Below are 20,456 nucleotides of genomic sequence, written 5' to 3' on the forward strand. Positions count from 1 at the left end.
CGCGCAGCCCGGCCGGCCAGGCTTCCCGCCATGGACAGATCCGAGACGACCTACGGGTCCCGTGCCGCTCCGTCGGCAGGCTTCGCCCGGCCACCGCTGGCAGAACCGGAGGCGGCGCCGACCTCCAGGCCGCGTCGGACGGCCCGCTGGGAGCGCCCGTGCCTCGGCGGGCTACTGCTAGCTACCGCCGGGCTCTACCTGTGGGGGCTCGACGTCTCCGGCTGGGCGAACGCCTACTACGCGGCGGCGGCGCAGGCCGGCGCGCAGAACTGGACCGCCTTCTTCTACGGCTCGTTCGATGCCGCCAACTCCATCACCGTTGACAAGCCGCCCGCCGCGCTGTGGCTGATGGCGCTGTCGGTACGACTGTTCGGCCTGAGCAGCTGGGCGGTGCTGCTGCCGCAGGCGCTGTGCGGGGTGGCCGCGGTCGCGGTGCTCCACGCCGCGGTACGGCGTTGGCACGGCCCGGCAGCAGGGCTGATCGCTGGCGCGGTCCTCGCCGTCACACCGGTGGCCACGCTGATGTTCCGGTACAACAACCCGGACGCGCTGCTGGTGCTGCTGCTGGTGGCCGCCGCCTACGCCACCGTACGGGCGGTCGAGACGGCCGCGACCCGATGGCTCGTGCTCGCCGGTGTGCTGGTCGGGTTCGCCTTCCTCACCAAGATGTTGCAGGCCTTCCTGGTGGTGCCGGTGCTTGCCGGTGTCTACCTGCTGGCAGCGCCGACCGGGCTCGGCCGGCGGATCCGCCAGACCCTGCTGGCCGGCCTCGCGGTCGTGCTGTCGGCGGGGTGGTGGGTGGCCATCGTCGAGTTGGTCCCTTCCAGCGCTCGCCCGTATGTCGGCGGATCGCAGACCAACAGTGTCCTCGAGCTGACCCTTGGCTACAACGGTCTCGGCCGCATCACCGGCCGCGAGGAAGGCAGCGTGGGGCAGCCCGGCGGAGGGGGCTTGGGTGACGGGGCCGGCCTGCTGCGCATGTTCGACGACCAGGTTGGCGGGCAGATCGCCTGGCTGTTGCCCGCCGCGTTGATCCTGCTCGCCGCCGGTCTACTGGTGGTCGGGCGGGCTCCGCGGACCGACCTGACCCGCGCCGGGCTGCTGATCTGGGGCGGCTGGTTGCTGGTCACCGGGGCGATCTTCAGCTTCATGTCCGGGATCTTCCACGAGTACTACACCGTGGCCCTGGCACCGGCGGTCGGTGCCCTGGTCGGGATCGGTGTCACGCTCCTGTGGCGGGTGCGAACCGCGCCGCCCGGCGCTGTCTGGCGTCGGCAGCCCCATGCCGCCACCGTCATCCTGGCCGGGGCGTTGGCCAGCACCGTGGGATGGTCCTGGCTGCTGCTGGCTCGTAGCCCGGACTGGTATCCGTGGTTGCGTACCACGGTTCTGGTGGGTGGCCTCGCGGCAGCGGCGCTGTTGGTGCTCTCTCCTCGGCTGCCCCGATCAGTTGGGGTGGCGGGGCTTGCGCTGGGTGCCGCGGCGGCCCTCGCCGGGCCGGTGGCGTACTCGTTACATGCCGCCGCGTCGGCGCACAACGGTGGGGTTCCCACGGCGGGACCGGAGCTGGCTCGCGAGGTCAGCGATCGGTCTGACGGCGCCGGCGAGGGCCCCGGCGCCGCCGGTGGCGGGCAGCCTCCCGGCGCCGCGCAGCTGCCGCAGGGTCCGGATCGGCAATCCGGCATGGCATCCGACAACCGCCAGCCGGGTCCGCCCGGTGGGTCTGGTGGGCCGAATGGGTCGGGTCAACCCGGTGGGCCCGATGGCCCGAATGGATCGGGTCAGCCCGGTGGGCCGAACGGGTCGGGTCAACCCGGTGGGCCCGGTGGCCCGAATGGGTCGGGTCAGCCCGGTGGGCCGAACGGGTCGGGTCAACCCGGTGGGCCCGGTGGCCCGAACGGCTCCGGTCAGCCCGGTGGGCCAGACCAGTCCGGCGGGCAGCACCAGCTCGGCCAGCCGGGCGGTGCCGGTGGGCTGCTGGGTGCCCGCGTTCCCAGCGCGCAACTGCGCGAGCTCCTTGAACTCGACAGCGACAGCTACACGTGGGTCGCGGCCACGGTGGGTGCGAACAACGCTGCCGGCTACCAGCTGGCCACCGGCGAGCCGGTGCTGCCCGTGGGTGGTTTCAACGGCACCGATCCCGCCCCGACCGTCGTCGAGTTCCAGCGTTACGTCGCTGCCGGAGAGATCCATTGGTTCATCGACGGGGATGGCTTCCGGGGTGCCAACGGTGGCAGCTCCGCCTCCTCCGAGATCGCCGCCTGGGTGGCGGAGACGTTCGAGGCGCGAACCGTGGACGGAATCACTATCTACGACCTGAGTAGCGAGGGAGAGGAAGCATGATCGATACAACCGAAGTCCGGGTTACCGAGTGGATCCAGCCTGTTGTCACGGCGCCCATCCTGGACGTGGTGATTCCCGTCTACAACGAGGAGACGGACCTCGGGCCGTGCGTGCGGCGGCTGCACGCACATCTACGCGCGAATGTCCCGTACCCATTCCGGATCACGATCGCGGACAACGCCAGTGTCGATGGCACGCTGGACGTAGCCCGGTCGCTCGCCGCCGACCTCGCCGGTGTCGAGGTGCTACATCTGGATGCCAAGGGGCGTGGGCGGGCGCTTCGGGCCGCCTGGTCGGCCTCACCCGCGCAGGTGCTCGTCTACATGGATGTGGACTTGTCTACTGATCTGGCGGCGCTGCTGCCGCTGGTCGCGCCGCTCATCTCTGGTCATTCGGACCTTGCCATCGGCACCCGGCTGGCCCGAACCTCACGGGTGGTTCGGGGTACGAAGCGGGAGGTGATCTCGCGGGGGTACAACCTGTTGCTTCGGGGCACCCTCGCCGTTCGATTCTCCGATGCCCAGTGCGGCTTCAAGGCGATCCGGGCTGACGTGGCGGCCCAGCTGCTGCCGTTGGTCCGGGACACCGGGTGGTTTTTCGACACCGAGTTGCTGGTGCTGGCCCAGCGGGCTGGCCTCCGCATCCACGAGGTTCCGGTGGACTGGGTGGATGATCCGGACAGTCGGGTGGATGTGTTGGCGACCGCGCTGGCCGACCTGCGTGGCATCGGCCGGCTGGGGCGGGCCCTGTTCACCGGGGCGCTGCCGCTGCGGCATCTGCGTGAGCAGTTCGGACGGGCCCCGCTCGCACCGCCGCCGGCGCGAGTGCCGGTGGGGCTGCCCCGGCAGCTGGGCCGGTTCGCCCTGGTCGGGGTGGCCAGCACGGTGGCCTACCTGCTGTTGTACGTCGCCACCCGCGGCGTCCTCGGCGCCCAACCGGCAAATCTGCTGTCGCTGTTGATCACTGCGGTAGCCAACACCGCGGCGAATCGGCGACTGACCTTCGGGATCACCGGTCGGTGGGGCGCCGGTCGGCACCATCTGCAAGGCCTGGTGGCCTTCGGGCTGGGCCTTGCGCTGACCAGTGGTTCGCTCGCGTTGCTACACGCCGTGGTGGCGGCTCCGACGCGGACGGTGGAGTTGGCGGTGCTGGTCGTCGCGAACCTAGCCGCCACGGTGTTGCGGTTCGTGCTGCTCCGCTATGCCATGCACCACCGGCGGGGTGGCTGACGGTTGGGGCTGAATCGCCACCAAATCAGAATGCTGGCGTGGTTATGACCCGCATTGCGCCCTGCATGCGCGTACTGTGTCCGAATACATCCTCAGCGTATTGGAGCACCTCCCGGTGCGCCCGGTTTGGTGGGCCGAGGAGCGAGATCGGAAGGAGTAGCCAGTGGATCATCTGGCCTACCTGGATGCGGGATCGGGCAGCCTGATCGTGCAGGCGGTGGTTGGCGGGGCAGCGGGTGTCGCGGTCGCCGGCAAGCTCTACTGGCGACGCTTGGTGGCCCGGTTCCGTAAGCAGCCCACCGACCGGAACCGACCGGCATGACATCTGCGTATCCCGACCTGCGGGCGGAGCCAGCGTCCTTTCGGGATCCCGCGAATCGGGTCTTCCACCGCGGCGACGACGTGCTGCGTGGGTTGGACGAGCGGGCCGCCACCGACTGGCGGGCCCTCGCCGGCAGCGACTTCTTCGCGGCACTGCTTGCCGAGGGTAAGGTCTGCGACACCGTGGAGACCAGCCCGGCCCCGCCGGGCTGGTCCGCGGTGCTCCGGCACGAACGCATCCCGTTCGTCTCCCACCCGTACGAATGGTCCCACGGCATGCTGCGGGACGCCGCCCTGCTGCACCTGGACATCCTCCAGGCGGCGCTGCCGGAGGGCTTCACCACCAAGGACGGCTCGGCGTACAACCTGCAGTGGCGCGGCGTGGAGCCGGTCTTCATCGATATCGGCTCGTTCGCCCCGGTCCGGGACGGTGAGCCCTGGGCCGGCTACCGCCAGTTCTGCCAGACCCTGCTGTACCCGTTACTCCTCGGTGCCCACCTGGGGCTGGACTTCCAGCCGTTGCTGCGGGCCCAGGTGGACGGCATCGAGGCGGACCAGATTCGTCGGCTGCTCACCGGCCGTCGCCGGTTCCGCCCCGGCGTGCTCACCCACGTTCACCTGCACGACGCGATGCAGCGACGCAACGCCCAATCGAGTACGGCCGAGGTCCGCAACCAGCTGCGCGACGCCGGCTACTCCCGCGACCTCGCCGTCGCCACGGTACGCCGTCTGCAACGCCTCGTCCGCCGGCTGGACCGGTCGCCGCCCGCCAGCCACTGGATTGACTACCAGCGCACCTGCGGTTACACCGCCGAGGACCGGACCGCCAAGGAGCGCTTCGTCGCCGCTTCGCTGACCGCCGGGCCCCCGACGCGGCTGGCGCTCGACCTCGGGACCAACGACGGCCGGTACGCCCGCCTGGCCGCGCGTCACGCCGAGTACGTTGTCGCCGTCGAACAGGATCCTGGGGTGGTTGACCGGCTGTACCGGGAGCTGCGGGCCGAGGGGGAGCAGCGGATCCTGCCGTTGGTGATGGATCTGGCCGACCCGTCACCCGGCGGCGGCTGGCGGGGGATCGAACGGGCCTCCTTCGGTGATCGGGCGCGGGCTGATGTCGTCCTCGCCCTGGCGGTGGTGCACCACCTCGCGGTGGGGCGGAACGTCCCGCTGCCGGAGGTGGTCGCGTGGTTGGCCGGTTTCGGTCGGCCCGGCACCCGGCTGGTGGTGGAGTTCGTACACCCGGAGGATCCGATGGCCCGTCGGCTGCTGGCCAACAAACCGCAGGACACCTTCCCCCACTACCACCGGGACGAGTTCGAGCGGCTGCTCGCTGCCCACGGTCACCTTGAGGAACGCCTTCGGCTGCCCTCGGGTAGCCGGACCCTGTACCGGGTGGTCCTGAGTGGCTGACCCGGACGTCGCGCCCACCCCGGATCGACCCGAGGACGTTGACGGCGCCGCTGATCGACGAGCCGGCGCAGCGGGGGACCCCGACGGTGCGCCGCGGCGTGGCTGGAGAGCGGAGGGGCTCCGGCTACTGGAGCTCACCGCCCTGCTCGGGCTCGCGGTTACTCAGCCGTTGTTGGATGTGCTCGGCCAGAGCCCGGACTTCTTCCTCTTCCACCGGGCCAGCCGTGGCGAGATCGTACAACTGGTCGTGCTGGTCGCGATCGTGCCGACCCTCGCGATCGGCGCGCTCGCGGCGACGTCGCGGCTCGCCGGCCGTGCCACCCGGGAGTGGACCCAGACGCTGCTTGTGGGGGTACTGCTCACCGCGCTGGCCGTGCAGGTTGGACGGCACACCACACCTTTGCGGGGCGTGCCGTTGTTGCTGCTGGCGGTGGTCCTCGCGGCGGCGGCGACGGTGGCCTACCGGCGGTGGCGTGCCCCGGCCCGCGTGCTACGGGTCGCGGCGCTCGGGCCAGTGGTCTTCGTCGCGCTGTTCCTGCTCGTGTCGCCCACTTCGGCGGTGGTGTTGCCGCGCTGGGACGGCGGCACCGTCGGGCTGGCCCGCGCTGGTGGCCACCCGCCGGTGGTTCTCCTGGTCCTGGACGAACTGCCCCTGGTCTCCCTGCTCAACCCGGACGGGCAGGTCGACGCGGACCGGTTTCCGCACTTCGCCGAGCTGGCCGCCGGCTCGACCTGGTACCGGAACGCGACCGGGGTCAGCGGTTGGACGCCGTACGCGTTGCCGGCGATGTTGACCGGCCGCTATCCGGCCACCGGGGCGGCCCCCCACTATTCGCACCATCCGGACAACCTGTTCACCGCCTTCGGTGGCCTTTACGACATCCGCGCCGAGGAGAGCATCGCCCGCCTCTGCCCGCCCAGCCGCTGTGAGACGACGCTGGGTCGGGAGCAGGGGATGGGGGTACTGGCTCGGGAGAGCGCGAAGTTGTTGGCCCGGATATCCGCGCCAACAGAGAGCCGGGTTGACCCGGCGGACTCCTACCGGGAACAGACCGCCGCCGAGGCTGGCCTCGACGCGGCCGAGCCGATCCCGGAGGATCCGACGTTTCGCTGGGACCGGTTGAGTGACAACCAACCGGCCCGATTCAGTAGCTTCCTCGCCGGGCTCCGGCCGTCTGACCGGCCCACCCTGCACTTCCTGCACCTGCTGATGCCGCATTCGCCATGGGCGTATCTGCCCTCGGGGATGCGCTATGCGGCGCCGGAGGACTTCCCGAACGACGGGGAGGGCTGGGCGGAGTTGGCCCGTCAGCGCCACTTGGCCCAGCTCGGTTACACCGACCGGCTGATCGGCGAGACTGTGCGTACGCTGCGCGCCACCGGACTCTACGACGACGCCCTGCTGGTGGTCACCGCCGACCACGGGGTGAGCTTCACCGAGGGGGCGCCGGGGCGGGGGATGGGCGCGATCGAAGCCGCGGCCGACGAGGTGGCCTGGGTGCCGCTGTTTGTCAAGTATCCCGGGCAACGCACCGGCCGGGTCGACGACCGGGACTGGCAGCACGTCGATCTGCTGCCCACCCTCGCCGACGAGGCGGCGATTCGGCTGCCCTGGGAGGTCGACGGGTTGTCGGCGCGGGAGGCGCCCCGGGCGCAGGAAAGTAAGGTCTTCTATGACCGGCCCGCCCAGCCGATCCCGATCGACGGTGGCGTTCCCGCCGTCGTGCCGCCAGCCGCGCCGCACCCGCTGATCGGCAGCACAGCGCCGGATCAGCCGACGGCGGGGGTGGCCCAGGTCGAGAACCTGGCTGCCTTCCGGGAGGTGGATCCGGACCAGGGCCTGTTACCCGCGTTGGTCTGGGGTGACCTGCCCGACGAGGTCCCCGACGGCACCCCGCTGGCGGTGGCCATCAACGACCGGGTTGCCGTCGTGGTTCCGGTGGTTAGCCGGGACGAGGGCGGGCGCCGGTTCGCCGCCCTAATCGATAATGATCAGTTTTTTCGGCCGGGAACCAATCAGCTTGATCTTTTCCTCGTCGCCCCCGATGGCACGCTGACCCGGCTCGCGCTTTCCTGACCCTGGTCGCTGGTCGCTGGTCGCTGGTCGCTGGTCGCTGGTCTCTGGTCCCTGGTCCCTGTTCCCTGTTCCCTGGTCGCTTACCGCCGCTGGCCGCTGGCCTCGGCCTCGTTCTGCTGGCCGCGGTCGCCAGCGCTCGGGTGGTCCAGCCTGTTCCTCCCGGCCTGAACCAGGCAATTTATGGTGTTCTGCCGCGATTGGTGCCGATATTTATGGTCCAGCGGCTTCGTCCTGCCCTGTCCTGCCTCGGCTGACTCCTCGGTCTCGGGCGGTAGACCCGGTCGGCGTTTCTGGGCCGGTCGGCCGGGAAATGGGTGACGCATCCCTCACCGGCGAACCACCGGGGGGCGGTGTCCTGGGAAGCACGAATACGGTAACGCGAAGGAAATTCAACGAAGAAGATCTGTCGGCAAAGCGAGGACGCACATGACGGAAGTCAAGCTCGATCATCCCGGTGGGCAGATGTCGATGCCGGTGAACACGGCGATCGAGGGTCCCGCCGGCATCGGGGTCAGCCAGCTGCTCAAGCAGACTGGGATGACGACCTATGATCCTGGCTTCGTGAACACCGCCGCCTGCTCGTCCGCGATCACCTACATCGACGGCGATGCGGGGATCCTGCGCTACCGTGGCTACCCGATCGAGCAGCTGGCGGAGAAGTCCTCCTTCCTGGAGGTCTCATATTTGCTGACCTACGGCGAACTCCCCACCCAGCAGCAGCTGACCGAGTTCACCGAGCGGATCCGGCGACACTCGTTGCTGCACGAGGAGATGCGTCGGTTCTTCGACGGCTTCCCCCGGGACGCGCACCCGATGGCGGTGCTCTCCTCGGCGGTAAGCGCCATCTCCACCTTCTACCAGGACAGTCTCGACCCGTTCGACGACGAGCATGTGGAGATGTCGACGGTCCGGCTGATGGCGAAGGTGCCGACCATCGCCTCGTACGCCTACAAGAAGTCGATCGGCCAGCCGCTGCTCTACCCGGAGAACTCCCTCGGGTACGTGGAGAACTTCCTCCGGATGACCTTCGGCGTGCCGGCCGAGCCGTACGAGGTTGACCCGGTGATGGCTCGGGTGCTGGACATGCTGTTCATCCTGCACGCCGACCACGAGCAGAACTGCTCCACCTCGACCGTACGGCTGGTGGGTTCCAGCAACGCCAACCTCTTCGCCTCGGTCTCGGCGGGGGTGAACGCCCTCTTCGGTCCGCTGCACGGCGGTGCGAACCAGGCCGTGTTGGAGATGCTGGAGACGATCCGGGCTGACGGTGGCGATGTCCGCTCCTTCGTACGGCGGGTCAAGGACCGGCAGGCCGGTGCGAAACTGATGGGCTTCGGCCACCGGGTCTACAAGAACTACGACCCTCGGGCCGCCATCGTGAAGAAGGCCGCCCAGGACGTGCTCGGTCGGATGTCCATCTCGGACCCGATGCTGGACCTCGCGATGGAGCTGGAGGAGATTGCGCTCGCCGACGACTTCTTCGTCTCCCGCCGGCTCTACCCGAACGTGGACTTCTACACCGGCCTGATCTACAAGGCCATGGGTTTCCCGACGAAGATGTTCACGGTGCTGTTCGCGCTGGGGCGGCTCCCCGGCTGGATCGCCCAGTGGCGTGAGATGATCAAGGACCCGGAGACGAAGATCGGCCGTCCGCGGCAGGTCTACACCGGTGCCATGCAGCGCGACTACGTCAACCTCGAGCAGCGCTGAACGGCGTGAACTCTCGCTAACCTATCCAGCCGGCAGTCGTTGACCCTGTGGTCGGGCTCAGCGACTGCCGGCTGCCTGCGGGTATCGGGACTGCCGGACACCCGTGATCTGGCTGCCGGTCGGCGGACCCCTACCCGAACTGGCGTGACTGCACCGCCATATGCGTTAATTTCGAGATGTCTTACATCGTGCATGGCGCCACTGGCGCTCAGGGGTTCCCGGTGCTGTCCGCTCTCCAGGCGGCGGGGCAGCGCGCGGTCGCGGCGGTCCGGGACACCACCACGGTGCCGGACGGATTCGCCTCGGCCGCGGTCAACCTGGCGGATGCCGACTCGTTGGCGGCGAGCTACACCGGTGCGGATGGTGTGTTCGTCCACCTTCCCTTGGGGGCGCCGGCCGATCTGGAAGTCTACGCCAAAGCGGTCGCGGCGGCGGTCGCCACGGCCCGACCTCGCCGGGTGGTCATCTCCACCAGCGGTCAGGTCGTTGACCAGCCGGGGACGCCGCTTCAGGCTGCGCCGGAGACGCCGGTCGTCCAGCTGATCCGTGGCATCGAGGCGAGTGGTGTCCCGACGGCCGTGGTCGCTCCGCGCCTCTACCTGGAGAATCTGCTACTGCCCGTCGTCATGGGGCCCGTACGTGCGGAGGGGGTCCTGCGCTATCCGCTTCCGGAGAACTTTGCGGTGTCGTGGAGTTCCCACCTGGACGTCGCAGACATCGTCACCCGGCTCCTGACCGATCCGACCGTCACCACCGGTACGGTCGCCGTCGGGCATCGGCCAGGGCTGACGGGGGCGGACCTGGCCGCGGGGTTCTCCGCCTATCTGGGGACGGACGTGCGCTACGAGGCCATCACGCCGGCCGCGTTCGGCGATCTCATCACCCCGCTCTTCGGTGCCGGTGCCAGCGCTGGCGTGGTGGGCCTGTACGAGCTGTTGAACGCCCAGGCCGGGAACACCGTAGCCGAGGAGAACAGCGCCCAGCGGCTGCTTGGTCTCGCTCCACGTTCCGTCACCGACTGGCTCACGCAGGTACGCGCCTGAGTCGAGGCGGTTGGTGGGCCTGCCTTGTCGGCCGTCGCTACGGGCGTGGTGGAGCTACCCCGCCGGCGGCCGACGCCGACCGTTGCCGCGCGGCCTCGTACAACACGACGGTCGCCGCGGCGGCGGCGTTCAGGGAGCTGGCGGCGCCGGTGATCGGGATCTGAACCGTACGGTCGCAGGACTGCCGCCACGCCGTGCTGAGTCCGCGCGTCTCGTTACCCACCGCGATGAGCTTTGGGCCGGTGAGGTCGTGCGCGGCGATCTCCACCTCGCCGTTTTCGTCGGTGCCGACGATCTCGATGGGGACGCCCGCAGCACGCAGCGAGTCGGCCCAGTCCAGCACCGCACGGTGGCTCGGCACGCGCACCACCGGCACGGTGAACATTGACCCGGTACTCGCACGCACGGACTTGGGGTCGTAGGGGTCGGCCGCATGCCCGGTGATGACCACGCCGGCGGCTCCGAAGGCATCCGCGGACCGAACCAGCGAACCAATGTTGCCGGGAGCGGTCGGACGGTCGAAGACCATCACCAGCATGTTGGCCGAGTCGGGTATGCGCTGCAGTCGGTCCTCGGGGAGGCCGACCACCGCGAGTAACTCCGGTGGCTCCTCGTCCTTGCCCCCGAGCTCACCCAACAGCTCCGGCGACACCGAGACCGGGCTGGCTCCGCCGACCCGGTCCAGTAGGTCTCGACTCCATCGGGAGAGGCTCTGCCCGGCGGGAAACAGCAGTGCACGGATCTGCCAACCGTGTTCGACGGCGAGGGTGATTGGCCGGACCCCCTGGACCACGAATTCCCCCGCACGCTGGCGTTTGGTGCGATTGGTCAGCAGGGCCTGCCACTGCTGGAAGGTCGCGTTTCGGGTGCTGACCCGGATTGTTCTCGCCATGTGCTCTCAGTGTCTCCTCACTGCGCCTACCCGCGGCTGGCGCTGCCAGGCGGAATGGCGGGCCGCTGCACTGTCGGCAGCGGCCGGTGATCTTTCTGCTGGCCAGGGCCGTGGCGCGATCGGGCCGCTCACGTGCGGTTGGCGGTCGGCGCCGCGGGGCCGGATTCGTCCGCGCTGATCGAGGCGGTGAACCTGGTCAGGAGCCGGGCCAGGTCGCGTCGGTCCGTGACCGTCCAGCCGGCGAGGAGGCGTTCGTAAAGCGCGTGCCGGGCCCGGTGTGTCTGCTCGAGTGCGGCGGCCCCCTGGTCGGTGATCTCCAGGCAACTCCGTCGGCCGTCGTGCTGGGAGGCGATCCGACGTAGGTAGCCGTTCTGGATGGTCGCCGCTACCACCCGGCTGGCCCGGGACGGGTCGATGCCAAGCCGTTCGGCCACCACGCCAACCGTGACGCCTTCCTGCGTCTCGTCGGGCCCTTCGGCCACGGCGTCTACCGCGGCGATCTGGTTCAGGTCGATGTGTGGCTCGTCCTTTGTGACGATCTGGCCCAGTACTCGTTGCGTCTGCCGGCGACGAATTTTGACCATGGCCCGTTCGATGGCGACCAGCACCGGGTCGGGTTCCTCGACCGCCGGCTGGGGGGTCGGTTCGGTCGCTGACATTTCCACACCCTACTACTTCCGCAGTTGCGGGTGGCAAGTCTATGCTTCGAGCAGTTAGTTGCGTAAGTCATCGTTTTGTCGGGGTGGATCAACGAAGGAAGGAAGGATCGATGGAGACCGGAACCCATCCCCAGCCCGAACCGGAGCCCGCGAGGAACCGTTGGCGACTCGGTGCGGTGGTGGGAATCGTCCTCATCAACCTTGTCATCTGGGCCATCGCGGTCCTGTTCCTGGGCGTGGAGCTCCAGGCCACCAGTGGTCCGGGCAGCACCGAGCTGGAGGCGGTCCCACTCGGCGCCGTCGTCCTCATGTCCCTGTGCACGTCGCTGGCGGGATGGGGTCTCCTGGCGGTGCTGGAGCGACTCATCCGACCGGCCCGTACCGCCTGGACGGTGATCGCCCTGAGTGTATTGATCATCTCCTACGGCGGCCCGCTGCTCGGTACCGGCATTCCCACCGGCTCCCGGATCACCCTGGCGCTGATGCACACCGCTGTCGCGGCGCTCCTCATTCCCGTGTTACGCCGCACCTCTCCGACAGCCGCCGGCCGGTGATCCGAATTTGACCGGGGGTGGGTCAGGGAATGGGCCACTCGTGGGCTGGGCGGTTGCTATGCATCAGGTCCACGTAGTGACGGAGCGTCTCGCGCAGCGCCTCGGGCCGGCCCAGGCGGTCGGCGGACTCCAGCCGGTTCAGGGTGGCTACCTGCCAGCTCGCCCCGTTGCGGCCGGTGAGGCAGCGCTGCTCGATGATGCCGAGCAGCCGATCCCGCTCGGTCGGGTCCATTCCCCAGCGGTCCAGCCCGTGGTGGGCCAGCGGGAGTAGCCGGCGGAGTACCAGCTCGGTGACGGGTAGCTGGCCGAGGCCCGGCCAGAAGACCTGCGCGTCGATGCCGTGTCGGGCGCAAGTGGTGAAGTTCTCCTCGGCCGCGTTGAAGGACATTTGTGACCACAGTGGTCGGTCGCTCTCGGCCAGCGCGCGGACGAGACCGAAGAAGAATGCCCCGTTGGCGATGGTGTCCACCACGGTGGGCCCGGCCGGTAGCACGCGGTTCTCCAGCCGCAGCCGCGGCCGGCCCGCCAGGACGTCATAGCTCGGCCGGTTCCACCGGTAGATGGTGCCGTTGTGCAGGCGTAGCTCGGCCAGCTGCGGCACGGCACCCGCCGCGATCGCGTCGACTGGGTCCTCCGGGTCGCAGACCGGAAGCAGTGCGGGGAAGTAGCGGACGTTTTCGTCGAAGAGGTCGAGGGCAGTGGCGATCCAGCGTTCCCCGAACCACACCCGGGGACGGACGCCCTGTGCCTTGATCTCCTCGGCGCGGGTGTCGGTCGCCTGTTCGAACAGCGGGATCCGCGTCTCCCGCCACAGCTCCCGGCCGAAGAACAGCGGTGCGTTGGCGCCCAGCGCCACCTGAACGCCGGCGATCGCCTGCGCCGCGTTCCAGTAGTCGCCGAACTGGGCGGGGCTGACCTGGAGGTGGAACTGAGCGCTGGTGCAGGCCGCCTCTGGAGTGATGGTGTCCGCGGTGGTCGTCAGTCGCTCTACGCCGTTGATGACGATTCGCAGATCTTCGCCACGAGCGGCGAAGATCTGCTCGTTGAGTAGTGCGAAGCGGGGATTCGCGGAGAGCGCCGCCGAGGTGAGGTGTTCCGACCGTAGCGTCGGCAAGATGCCGATCATGACGAGACGGGCGCCGACGGTGCGTGCCCGGATGTCGGCGGCGTTGAGGCGCTCACGCAGCGTCTTCTCGAACTCCAGTGCCCCGGTGCCGGCGAGCCGCAGGGGAGCTACGTTGATCTCCAGGTTGAACTGACCCAACTCGGTCTGGAAGTCTGGGTCGGCCACCGCGGCCAGCACTGCGGCGTTGCGCATCGTGGGCCGGGACATGTCGTCGACCAGATTGAGCTCGATCTCCACCCCGGTCGCCGGTCGATCCACATCGAACCGGGAGTCTGGTAGCAACTCGGCGAAGGCATGGAGGCAGCGGCGGAGCTTTTCGCGATATCGGGCTCGATCCGCACGGTCGAAGGTCCGCACGTCAACGTTCTCGCCCATGGTTACCGCCCTGTCACCGCTGGCCCGTTACCTGACAGTCGCACAGTGTGTCCAACGGCGGTAGACCTGTTTGTTTCTCCCACCCACCGGTGGGCCACGACAGACTCCCGTCGATCCGGGCCGCGCCCGGGCTACCGCGTGGACCGAGCGGTTACCGGAGCCGGCTCAGAGCAGGCTTGCACCGGCGGCCACCGCGACCAGCAGCAGCAGGCCCAGGCTGGCCTGGAGCAGGAGCGGCGGCCCGAGATGCGACCAGAGGGTCGCCGTACGCGGGGTGAGCGACTGGCCGGTGGTGAGGTTGACGATCCGCTCGATCTTCGGCGGAAGTTCGGAGTCGCGCTGCCGGCGTAGGGTGAGTTGCACGTGGTCGGCCGGGTGCAGGGCACTCTGCGGCAGGTGTCCGTGTAGCTCGACCTCGCACAGCCGTCCGACGGAGTCCCGCAGGCGGACGGGGGTAACCAGGAACTCCGGCCCGTTCCGGAGCTCCTTGAAGGTGCGCCGGCCGCGGCCGGAATCGGCCGCCGCGAGCTGTTGGAGCAGGGCCATCAGCATTCTGACCACGCCGGCTGCCACGAGCACCGCCACCAGCACCGGCTGGCCCACCCGTACCTCACGCGGGTAGCCCTCGAGTAACCGGACGATTCGCCCGGTGACGATGCGCGCCGTCGGATGAGTGATCCGTGGGGCATGTAGGTCGCTGTCCATCGCCACCACCCAGGGTTGATCTGTTCACCGATGGTATCGGCCGGTGTGGGTGAATGGGGGGAATGAACGCTGGTCACGTGGCGCGGGTCAGGTGACAAGTCAGCCGGCACGGGTAACCGCAGGGTCGAGCTGGAAAGGGGTCGCGCATGCAGCTGTCCTTCCTACGCCCGCTCTATGATCGACCGGGCCCGTGGTGTTCGGTTTACCTGGACGCCTCCGCCGACACCGAGGACGCCCACGCCGCGCTGGACCTGCGCTGGCGCGCGCTCCGGGACCGACTTCAGGAGCAAGGGGCCGATCCGGCGTCGATCGAGGCGATCGATCGGGTGGTTCGGGGGCATAATCCGATGCCTGGTGACTACGGCATCGCGGTCTTCGCCAGCCACGGTCGGGTGGCCCTGTCGGAGTACCTGTCCGCCCCGCCGCTGCGAGACGTCGCCGCGTTCGCGTCGCTGCCGCACGTGATGCCGCTGCTGGCCCAGCGGGGCGAGCAGGTGGCCTGGGTGCGGGTGATCGCCGACCGGACCGGAGCGGACGCGATGGCGGTCAGCGCGGGGGGCGTGCCCCGGCACGCCCAGGTGCAGGGCCGGCAGGACTACCAACTACGTCGCGTGCGGCCGGGCGGTTGGTCCCAGTCCCGCTATCAGCGGGCTGCGGTGGAGGCCTGGCACCGCAACGCGGGGGACATCGCCGCCGCCGCCGCGGAGCTGGCGGAGCGGGTGCGTGCCGACGTGGTGGTGGTGTCCGGAGATGTGCGGGCCACCGGTGTGATCGCCGCGCAGTTGCCGGAGCGCTGGCAGGAGGTGCTGGTCCGTACCGATGCCGGCAAACGGGCCGACGGCGCCGACCACACCCAGTTGGATGACCTGACCGTGCAGACCATCGCCGAGGTGGCCGACCAGCGGGTCAGCACTGCCCTGGACCGGTTCGGCCAGCAGGAGGAGGTCGGCTCCGGGCTGGATGCGGTGGTTTCCGCGCTGCAGCGAGACCAGGTCGAGAACCTGCTCCTCGTGGACGACCCGTCGGCGACGGGAGAGCTGTGGGTCGGGTCGGATCCCACGCAGCTCGCCACCGATCCTGAGCAGCTGTCTGCCATGGCGGTCCGGGACCCGGAGCAGGTACGCGTCGATGCCGCCCTGGTACGGGCGTTGGTGGGAACTGACGCGGAGCTGACCGTCCTCGGCCCCGATGAGGCGCCGGAGCTGACCGGTGGGGTGGGTGCGGTGCTCCGGTACGTCGATGCGGCCACGCCGGGGCGGGACGGCGCCTGAGGTCCCGCCGCCCATCCGCCCGGGTTACCGGGTTAATCCCGATGAGTAAGGGATGCCCAGTTTGAACCCCATCGGAGGTGGGAAGCCGGGCTGCGTGGTTAGTGAACGAGGAAGGGCCGGGCCGGCGCACGGGGTGCGCGCAGGGCGCGTTGACGGGCTGACCGGCGACCGCGTCGTGGCAGCCGGCAGCGCAGCCCGGACCCTGGTCGCGGCCACCGCCCGGGCCCTGCGCGGCACCGACTGCGCCGATCTGGGGTACCCCAGAGGGATTTCTCGTCTCAGCGGGGCGCCTGAACCAGTCCGGCGGGCCGCGGCTGCCCGAGCCGCCGGCCGGGTCGCGCTGACCGTGGGGCAGGCCGCCGAGGTGGACGCGGATCAGGTGGCCCGTTGGTTCGCCGACCAGTATCCCCGCCGCCGCTATCCCGGGCTGCTGCTCGGCTCACCACACGGCGCGGCGGCGCACCTCGCGGTCGCGCTCGGCATCCCGTGGCTGCCCACCGGCTTCGAACTTACTGTGCACTGGCCGCAGGGGGCGGTGGACGGGCCGCAGGCCGCGCTCGATCACGGCGCCGCACTGGCCGCCCGGTTGTTGGTGGGCAACCCCGAACTCCACGTCCGGCAGGTGCACTGCCCGGCCAGCCGCGGTGCGCTGGCGGGGGCGACGGTCGCGCTGGCCGCTCGCTGGCGTTGGCTGCCCGCGGCCTACCTCCAGTGGCTGGCGGAGTGCCTGGAGCCCGGAGCGCCGGTGCTGCTGCTCTGTGACGCCCGTACCTGGCCGGTGGTTGACTCCGCCCCCGGGCACAGCTTCCAGGTCGGCTCGCCGCGCAGTGGGCTTGATCCGGTGGATTTCCACCCGGACAGCCCCGCGTTGCGTCAGGTGCTCCACGCGGCCGGAAGCGACGGCGCACGGTGGTGCCCGCCGGTGGTGGCGGAGGCGCCCCGCCTGGCCGAACACGGGGTGGAGCCCGGCTTCGAGCAGTCCGTTCGGGATTGGGGTTCGGTGCACCGGCATCCGTCGCATCAGGTACTCGTGCCCGAGCCGGCGGTGTTGAGCGCGCTGACCGCGGACCTGTACCGGCACTGGTTGCGCGCGGCCGGAAAGACCGGCAACCGTCTCATCGTCGAGTGCGGCCGGCTGCTCGACCCGTGGCAGGTGGTTCGGGCCGGCATGGTGCCCTACTGGTGCGAGAACGCCACCCGGCGCAGCGTGGAGGGGGTGGAGTGGTGGCTCGCCGGCAGCGAGCCGTTCAGCTCCGTGGACGTGCTGCCGGAGCCGCCGGGGCTACGGTCGCCGGCGGTCGCCGGGCTGCCCCAGTGGCTGGCTGTGGCCGGCTTCGGCCATCGTCGGCGGGTTCTGGATCGGTCGGCCGCCCGGGGATATCCGGTCACCTCGGTGCCGACGCGTCGGGCCACCGAGGTGCTGCGGGCGCAGTCGTACGACCTGCCCACGCCGTCGCCGATGACCGTTACAGCAGCCCTTGCGGCACTCCGCGACGGCGGCTCCCCGCAGGGCCTGCTCGTCTCCTGACCCGGACGTGCCGAAACATCCTCGCGAACCCGGGGTCCCGTGATTGAGTACCTACGGAGCGGGAACACCGCTGGCTGCGGCGGCCGGATCCTGCCGGCGCCCACTGGCGTCCCAGCCACGAAACCCACTTCCGACCCGGTGCGTGGGATCACCACGCGCACGACCGGTTTGCCAAATCCGGGCGGGACCTTCCTGAGGGAGGCGCGGATGTTCGGACAGACCACCACAAGTACGCCGTCACCGACCGAGCGAGGCTTGGAGGACCTCGACGCGGCAGCACTGGCGTACGCGGCCCGGATTGAGGGGTTGCCGCCCCAGCGGTGCCAGGAGGCCCGGGACGATCTGGTCCGCTTCGCTCTGCCGTTCGCCGGACGATTGGCCCGTCGGTATCGCGGGCGGGGCGAGCCACTGGAGGACCTGGAACAGGTCGCGCGGCTCGGGCTGGTGAACGCGGTGGATCGGTACGACCCGGAGCGGGGCTCCTTTACCGCGTATGCGGCGATCACCATCGTTGGTGAGATCAAGCGTCACTTCCGGGACCGTACCTGGGGTGTGCACGTGCCCCGCCGGCTGCGTGACCTCATCCTCGAGGTTGGCCAGGCCACGGCGGCGCTGACCAGTGAGCTGTCCCGGGCGCCCACGGTGGCGGAGTTGGCGGTGCGGTTGGAGACGCCGGAGGAGGAGATTCTCGCGGCGCTGGAGTCGGCTGCCGGCTACAGCCCGGCGTCGCTCAACGCCCCGGTCGGCGGCGAGAGCTCGGCCGAGTTCGGTGACCTGGTGGGTGAGTCCGACAACGCGCTGGAGTCGGTGGATGATCGGGTCACCGTGAGCGGTCTGTTGCATCGGCTGCCCTGGCGGGAGCGGCGGATCCTCGCCATGCGTTTCTACGGCAACCAGACCCAGGCGGAGATCGCCGCCCGCTTTGGCATCTCCCAGATGCACGTGTCCCGGCTGCTGTCCCGGGCGCTGACCTGGCTGCGGCAGGCGATGCTCGCCGACGCGCCGCCGCCGTGGCAGAACGGTGTCAGCGAGGCGGAGACCGGCCGTCCCAGAGCTCGGTGAGAGCCGCCCGGCTACGCCAGGCCGTCCGCCCGCCGGGCTGGCTCAGTTCTCGGTGCTGTCGCCGGATCCACGGGGATGGCGCCACCGGTCATTCGGTTCCTGCGGGGTTTCAAGGTCGGTGGTCTCCTCGGGCCCGTCGGTCTCCTCGAAGCTGGGTCGACGCACGTCCTCCGGCTCCGGTACCTCGACCGGCCGCGCCCCGGACTGTGGCGAGGGGTGGTAGGCGACCGCCTCGCGTGCGCCGACCGCGCCCTCGGCGCTGGGTGGCTCGGGCAGGTGTGGCTCCCGGTGCAGCTCGTCGCGGAGCTTCTGCGGTGGCCGGGTAGTGCGTTGCGGCAGATCACGACCGAGGTTGGCGACGAGGGGGCCGTACTTGGCGTCGAAGGCCGGGCGCTCCGAGCGGATCCGGGGTATCTGGTCGAAGTTGCGCAGCGGCGGTGGACAGGTAGTCGCCCACTCCAGGGAGTTACCGAAGCCCCATGGATCGTCCACCTTGACCACGGGTCCGTACCGCCAGGACTTCCAGGCGTTCCAGATGAAGAACAGGGTGGATGCGCCGAGTACGAACGACGATACGGTGGAGATTGTGTTCAGGGTGGTGAACCCATCGCCGGGCAGATAGTCGACGTACCGGCGGGGCATTCCCTCGTTGCCCAGCCAGTGCTGGACCAGGAAGGTGCCGTGGAAGCTGAGGAACATGGTCCAGAAGTGCACCTTGCCGAGTCGTTCGTCGAGTAGCCGCCCGGTCATCTTCGGGAACCAGAAGTAGATTCCGCCGAAGAAGGCGAAGACCACCGTACCGAAGAGCACGTAGTGGAAATGCCCTACCACGAAGTAGCTGTCGGTTACGTGGAAGTCCACCGGTGGGCTGGCAAGCAGCACCCCGGTGAGCCCGCCGAACAGGAAGGTGACTAGGAAACCGATGGAGAAGAGCATCGGTGTCTCGAAGGTGAGCTGCCCCTTCCACATGGAGCCGATCCAGTTGAAGAACTTCACCCCGGTCGGTACGGCGATCAGGTAGCTCAGGATGCTGAAGAACGGCAGTAGCACCTGGCCGGTGCCGAACATGTGGTGTGCCCAGACCGCCATGGACAGCACGGTGATGGCGCCGGTGGCGAACACCAGTCCGGTGTAGCCGAAGACGGGTTTGCGGGAGAACACCGGGATGATCTCGGTGATGATCCCGAAGAAGGGCACCGCGATGATGTAGACCTCGGGGTGGCCCCAGAACCAGAACAGGTGCTGCCAGAGCAGTGGTCCGCCGGTGGCCGGATCGAAGACGTGTGCTCCCAGCAGCCGGTCGGCGAGCAGGGCGAAGAGCGCGGCGGCCAGCAGGGGGAAGACCAGCAGGATCAGGAGGCTGGTGAAGAGCATGTTCCAGGTGAAGATCGGCATTCGGAACATGGTCATGCCGGGGGCGCGGAGAGTGACGATGGTGGTGATCAGGTTGACCGCGGTGAGGATTGTGCCGACGCCGCCGAGGGCGAGTCCGACCAGCACCATGTCGGGGCCGATGCCGGGGGAGTGTTCGGCCTGACTCAAGGGCGTGTAGGCGAACCAGCCGAAGTCGGCGGAGCCGCCCGGGGTCAGGAAACTGCCGAAGAGCAGCAGACCGCCGAAGAGGAAGAGCCAGTAGCCGAAGGCGTTCAGGCGGGGGAACGCGACGTCCGGCGCCCCGACCTGGATCGGGACGATGTAGTTGGCCATCCCCAGCGCCGCCGGGGTGGCGAAGAGCAGCAGCATCGCGAGGGCGTGGGTGGTGAACAACTGGTTGTACTGCTCGGGGGAGAGGAACTGGAGCCCGGGTCGGGCCAGCTCGCCCCGGATCAGCATCGCCTCGATGCCGGCCAGCACGAAGAAGACGAAGGACGTGGTCAGGTAGAGCAGGCCGATCTGCTTGTGGTCGGTGGTGGACAGCCAGCGGGCCAGCGTGCTGCCGGGTAGCGCCGGCCGTCGCGGGCCCGGGTAGCCGCCAAAGCGCGCCGGTGCCAGGATCGCCGGACCCCGGTCCCGTGGTTCCGTGGTGACCCGCTTGGGCATGGACCCTCACCCCGCTACGACAGATGGGACGGGCGCGGCTACCCGCCCCTCTGACCATGAAACCAGGCGAGAGGGATTATTCCGGCTAGAGCGGCATTTTCGTTCCCCGGG

The 20,456-nt window shown here is 69.5% G+C and carries 16 protein-coding genes; 11 read left to right on the top strand and 5 right to left on the bottom strand.

Annotated elements, in window-relative coordinates; translation table 11 throughout:
* Positions 1–30 precede the first annotated feature (30 nt).
* The 7 genes from SALPAC2_RS0103605 (at position 31) to SALPAC2_RS0103635 (ending at position 10,133) form a co-directional block, all read left to right on the top strand.
* Entirely contained in the window at positions 31–2,343 is a 2,313-nt protein-coding gene (locus SALPAC2_RS0103605) for an ArnT family glycosyltransferase (RefSeq protein WP_018215272.1), read from the top strand.
* Complete coding sequence (locus tag SALPAC2_RS0103610) at positions 2,340–3,572, top strand: bifunctional glycosyltransferase family 2/GtrA family protein (RefSeq protein ID WP_018215273.1); 1,233 nt, start codon at positions 2,340–2,342, stop codon at positions 3,570–3,572. Before SALPAC2_RS0103605 ends, SALPAC2_RS0103610 begins: the two co-directional genes overlap by 4 nt.
* A gap of 163 nt (positions 3,573–3,735) precedes the next feature.
* Positions 3,736–3,894, top strand: a complete 159-nt coding sequence (locus SALPAC2_RS27450; RefSeq protein ID WP_018215274.1) for a hypothetical protein — start codon at positions 3,736–3,738, stop codon at positions 3,892–3,894.
* A complete protein-coding gene (locus SALPAC2_RS0103620) occupies positions 3,891–5,303 on the top strand; it encodes a class I SAM-dependent methyltransferase (RefSeq protein ID WP_018215275.1) in 1,413 nt (470 codons plus the stop codon). Before SALPAC2_RS27450 ends, SALPAC2_RS0103620 begins: the two co-directional genes overlap by 4 nt.
* A complete protein-coding gene (locus SALPAC2_RS0103625; protein WP_018215276.1) occupies positions 5,296–7,380 on the top strand; it encodes a sulfatase-like hydrolase/transferase in 2,085 nt (694 codons plus the stop codon). Before SALPAC2_RS0103620 ends, SALPAC2_RS0103625 begins: the two co-directional genes overlap by 8 nt.
* A 426-nt stretch (positions 7,381–7,806) precedes the next feature.
* Entirely contained in the window at positions 7,807–9,090 is a 1,284-nt protein-coding gene (locus tag SALPAC2_RS0103630) for a citrate synthase (protein ID WP_018215277.1), read from the top strand.
* A gap of 176 nt (positions 9,091–9,266) precedes the next feature.
* Entirely contained in the window at positions 9,267–10,133 is an 867-nt protein-coding gene (locus tag SALPAC2_RS0103635; protein WP_018215278.1) for an SDR family oxidoreductase, read from the top strand.
* 37 nt (positions 10,134–10,170) lie between these two features.
* Here the strand turns inward: SALPAC2_RS0103635 and SALPAC2_RS0103640 are convergent, their stop codons facing one another.
* Positions 10,171–11,025 carry a TrmH family RNA methyltransferase gene (locus tag SALPAC2_RS0103640; protein WP_018215279.1) on the bottom strand — a complete coding sequence of 285 codons (855 nt, stop codon included), beginning with the start codon at positions 11,023–11,025 and terminating at the stop codon, positions 10,171–10,173.
* A 128-nt stretch (positions 11,026–11,153) separates the two neighbouring features.
* Positions 11,154–11,684, bottom strand: a complete 531-nt coding sequence (locus tag SALPAC2_RS0103645; RefSeq protein WP_018215280.1) for a MarR family winged helix-turn-helix transcriptional regulator — start codon at positions 11,682–11,684, stop codon at positions 11,154–11,156.
* A 110-nt stretch (positions 11,685–11,794) separates the two neighbouring features.
* On the opposite strand from SALPAC2_RS0103645, the gene SALPAC2_RS27750 reads away from it, so the two are divergent.
* Positions 11,795–12,238 carry a DUF6069 family protein gene (locus tag SALPAC2_RS27750; protein WP_018215281.1) on the top strand — a complete coding sequence of 148 codons (444 nt, stop codon included), beginning with the start codon at positions 11,795–11,797 and terminating at the stop codon, positions 12,236–12,238.
* A gap of 22 nt (positions 12,239–12,260) precedes the next feature.
* Here the strand turns inward: SALPAC2_RS27750 and SALPAC2_RS0103655 are convergent, their stop codons facing one another.
* Both SALPAC2_RS0103655 and SALPAC2_RS0103660 read right to left on the bottom strand, forming a co-directional pair.
* Positions 12,261–13,739, bottom strand: coding sequence for a glutamate--cysteine ligase family protein (locus SALPAC2_RS0103655; RefSeq protein ID WP_018215282.1), 1,479 nt, complete (start codon positions 13,737–13,739; stop codon positions 12,261–12,263).
* A gap of 165 nt (positions 13,740–13,904) precedes the next feature.
* Positions 13,905–14,453, bottom strand: coding sequence for a hypothetical protein (locus SALPAC2_RS0103660; protein WP_018215283.1), 549 nt, complete (start codon positions 14,451–14,453; stop codon positions 13,905–13,907).
* 137 nt (positions 14,454–14,590) lie between these two features.
* On the opposite strand from SALPAC2_RS0103660, the gene SALPAC2_RS0103665 reads away from it, so the two are divergent.
* The 3 genes from SALPAC2_RS0103665 (at position 14,591) to SALPAC2_RS0103675 (ending at position 18,305) form a co-directional block, all read left to right on the top strand.
* Positions 14,591–15,715 (top strand): baeRF2 domain-containing protein, encoded by a 1,125-nt coding sequence (locus tag SALPAC2_RS0103665; protein ID WP_018215284.1) that lies wholly within the window; start codon positions 14,591–14,593, stop codon positions 15,713–15,715.
* Between the two features lie 133 nt (positions 15,716–15,848).
* The gene (locus tag SALPAC2_RS0103670; protein ID WP_018215285.1) at positions 15,849–17,243 is read left to right on the top strand and encodes a hypothetical protein; all 1,395 of its coding nucleotides are present in this window, start codon (positions 15,849–15,851) and stop codon (positions 17,241–17,243) included.
* A 207-nt stretch (positions 17,244–17,450) separates the two neighbouring features.
* A complete protein-coding gene (locus SALPAC2_RS0103675) occupies positions 17,451–18,305 on the top strand; it encodes a SigB/SigF/SigG family RNA polymerase sigma factor (protein WP_018215286.1) in 855 nt (284 codons plus the stop codon).
* A 42-nt stretch (positions 18,306–18,347) separates the two neighbouring features.
* Here SALPAC2_RS0103675 and ctaD read toward each other — a convergent pair whose 3' ends face one another.
* The gene (gene ctaD / locus SALPAC2_RS0103680) at positions 18,348–20,345 is read right to left on the bottom strand and encodes an aa3-type cytochrome oxidase subunit I (protein WP_018215287.1); all 1,998 of its coding nucleotides are present in this window, start codon (positions 20,343–20,345) and stop codon (positions 18,348–18,350) included.
* Positions 20,346–20,456: the final 111 nt, after the last annotated feature.

This window comes from Salinispora vitiensis, assembly GCF_000378825.1.
GTDB lineage: Bacteria > Actinomycetota > Actinomycetes > Mycobacteriales > Micromonosporaceae > Micromonospora > Micromonospora vitiensis.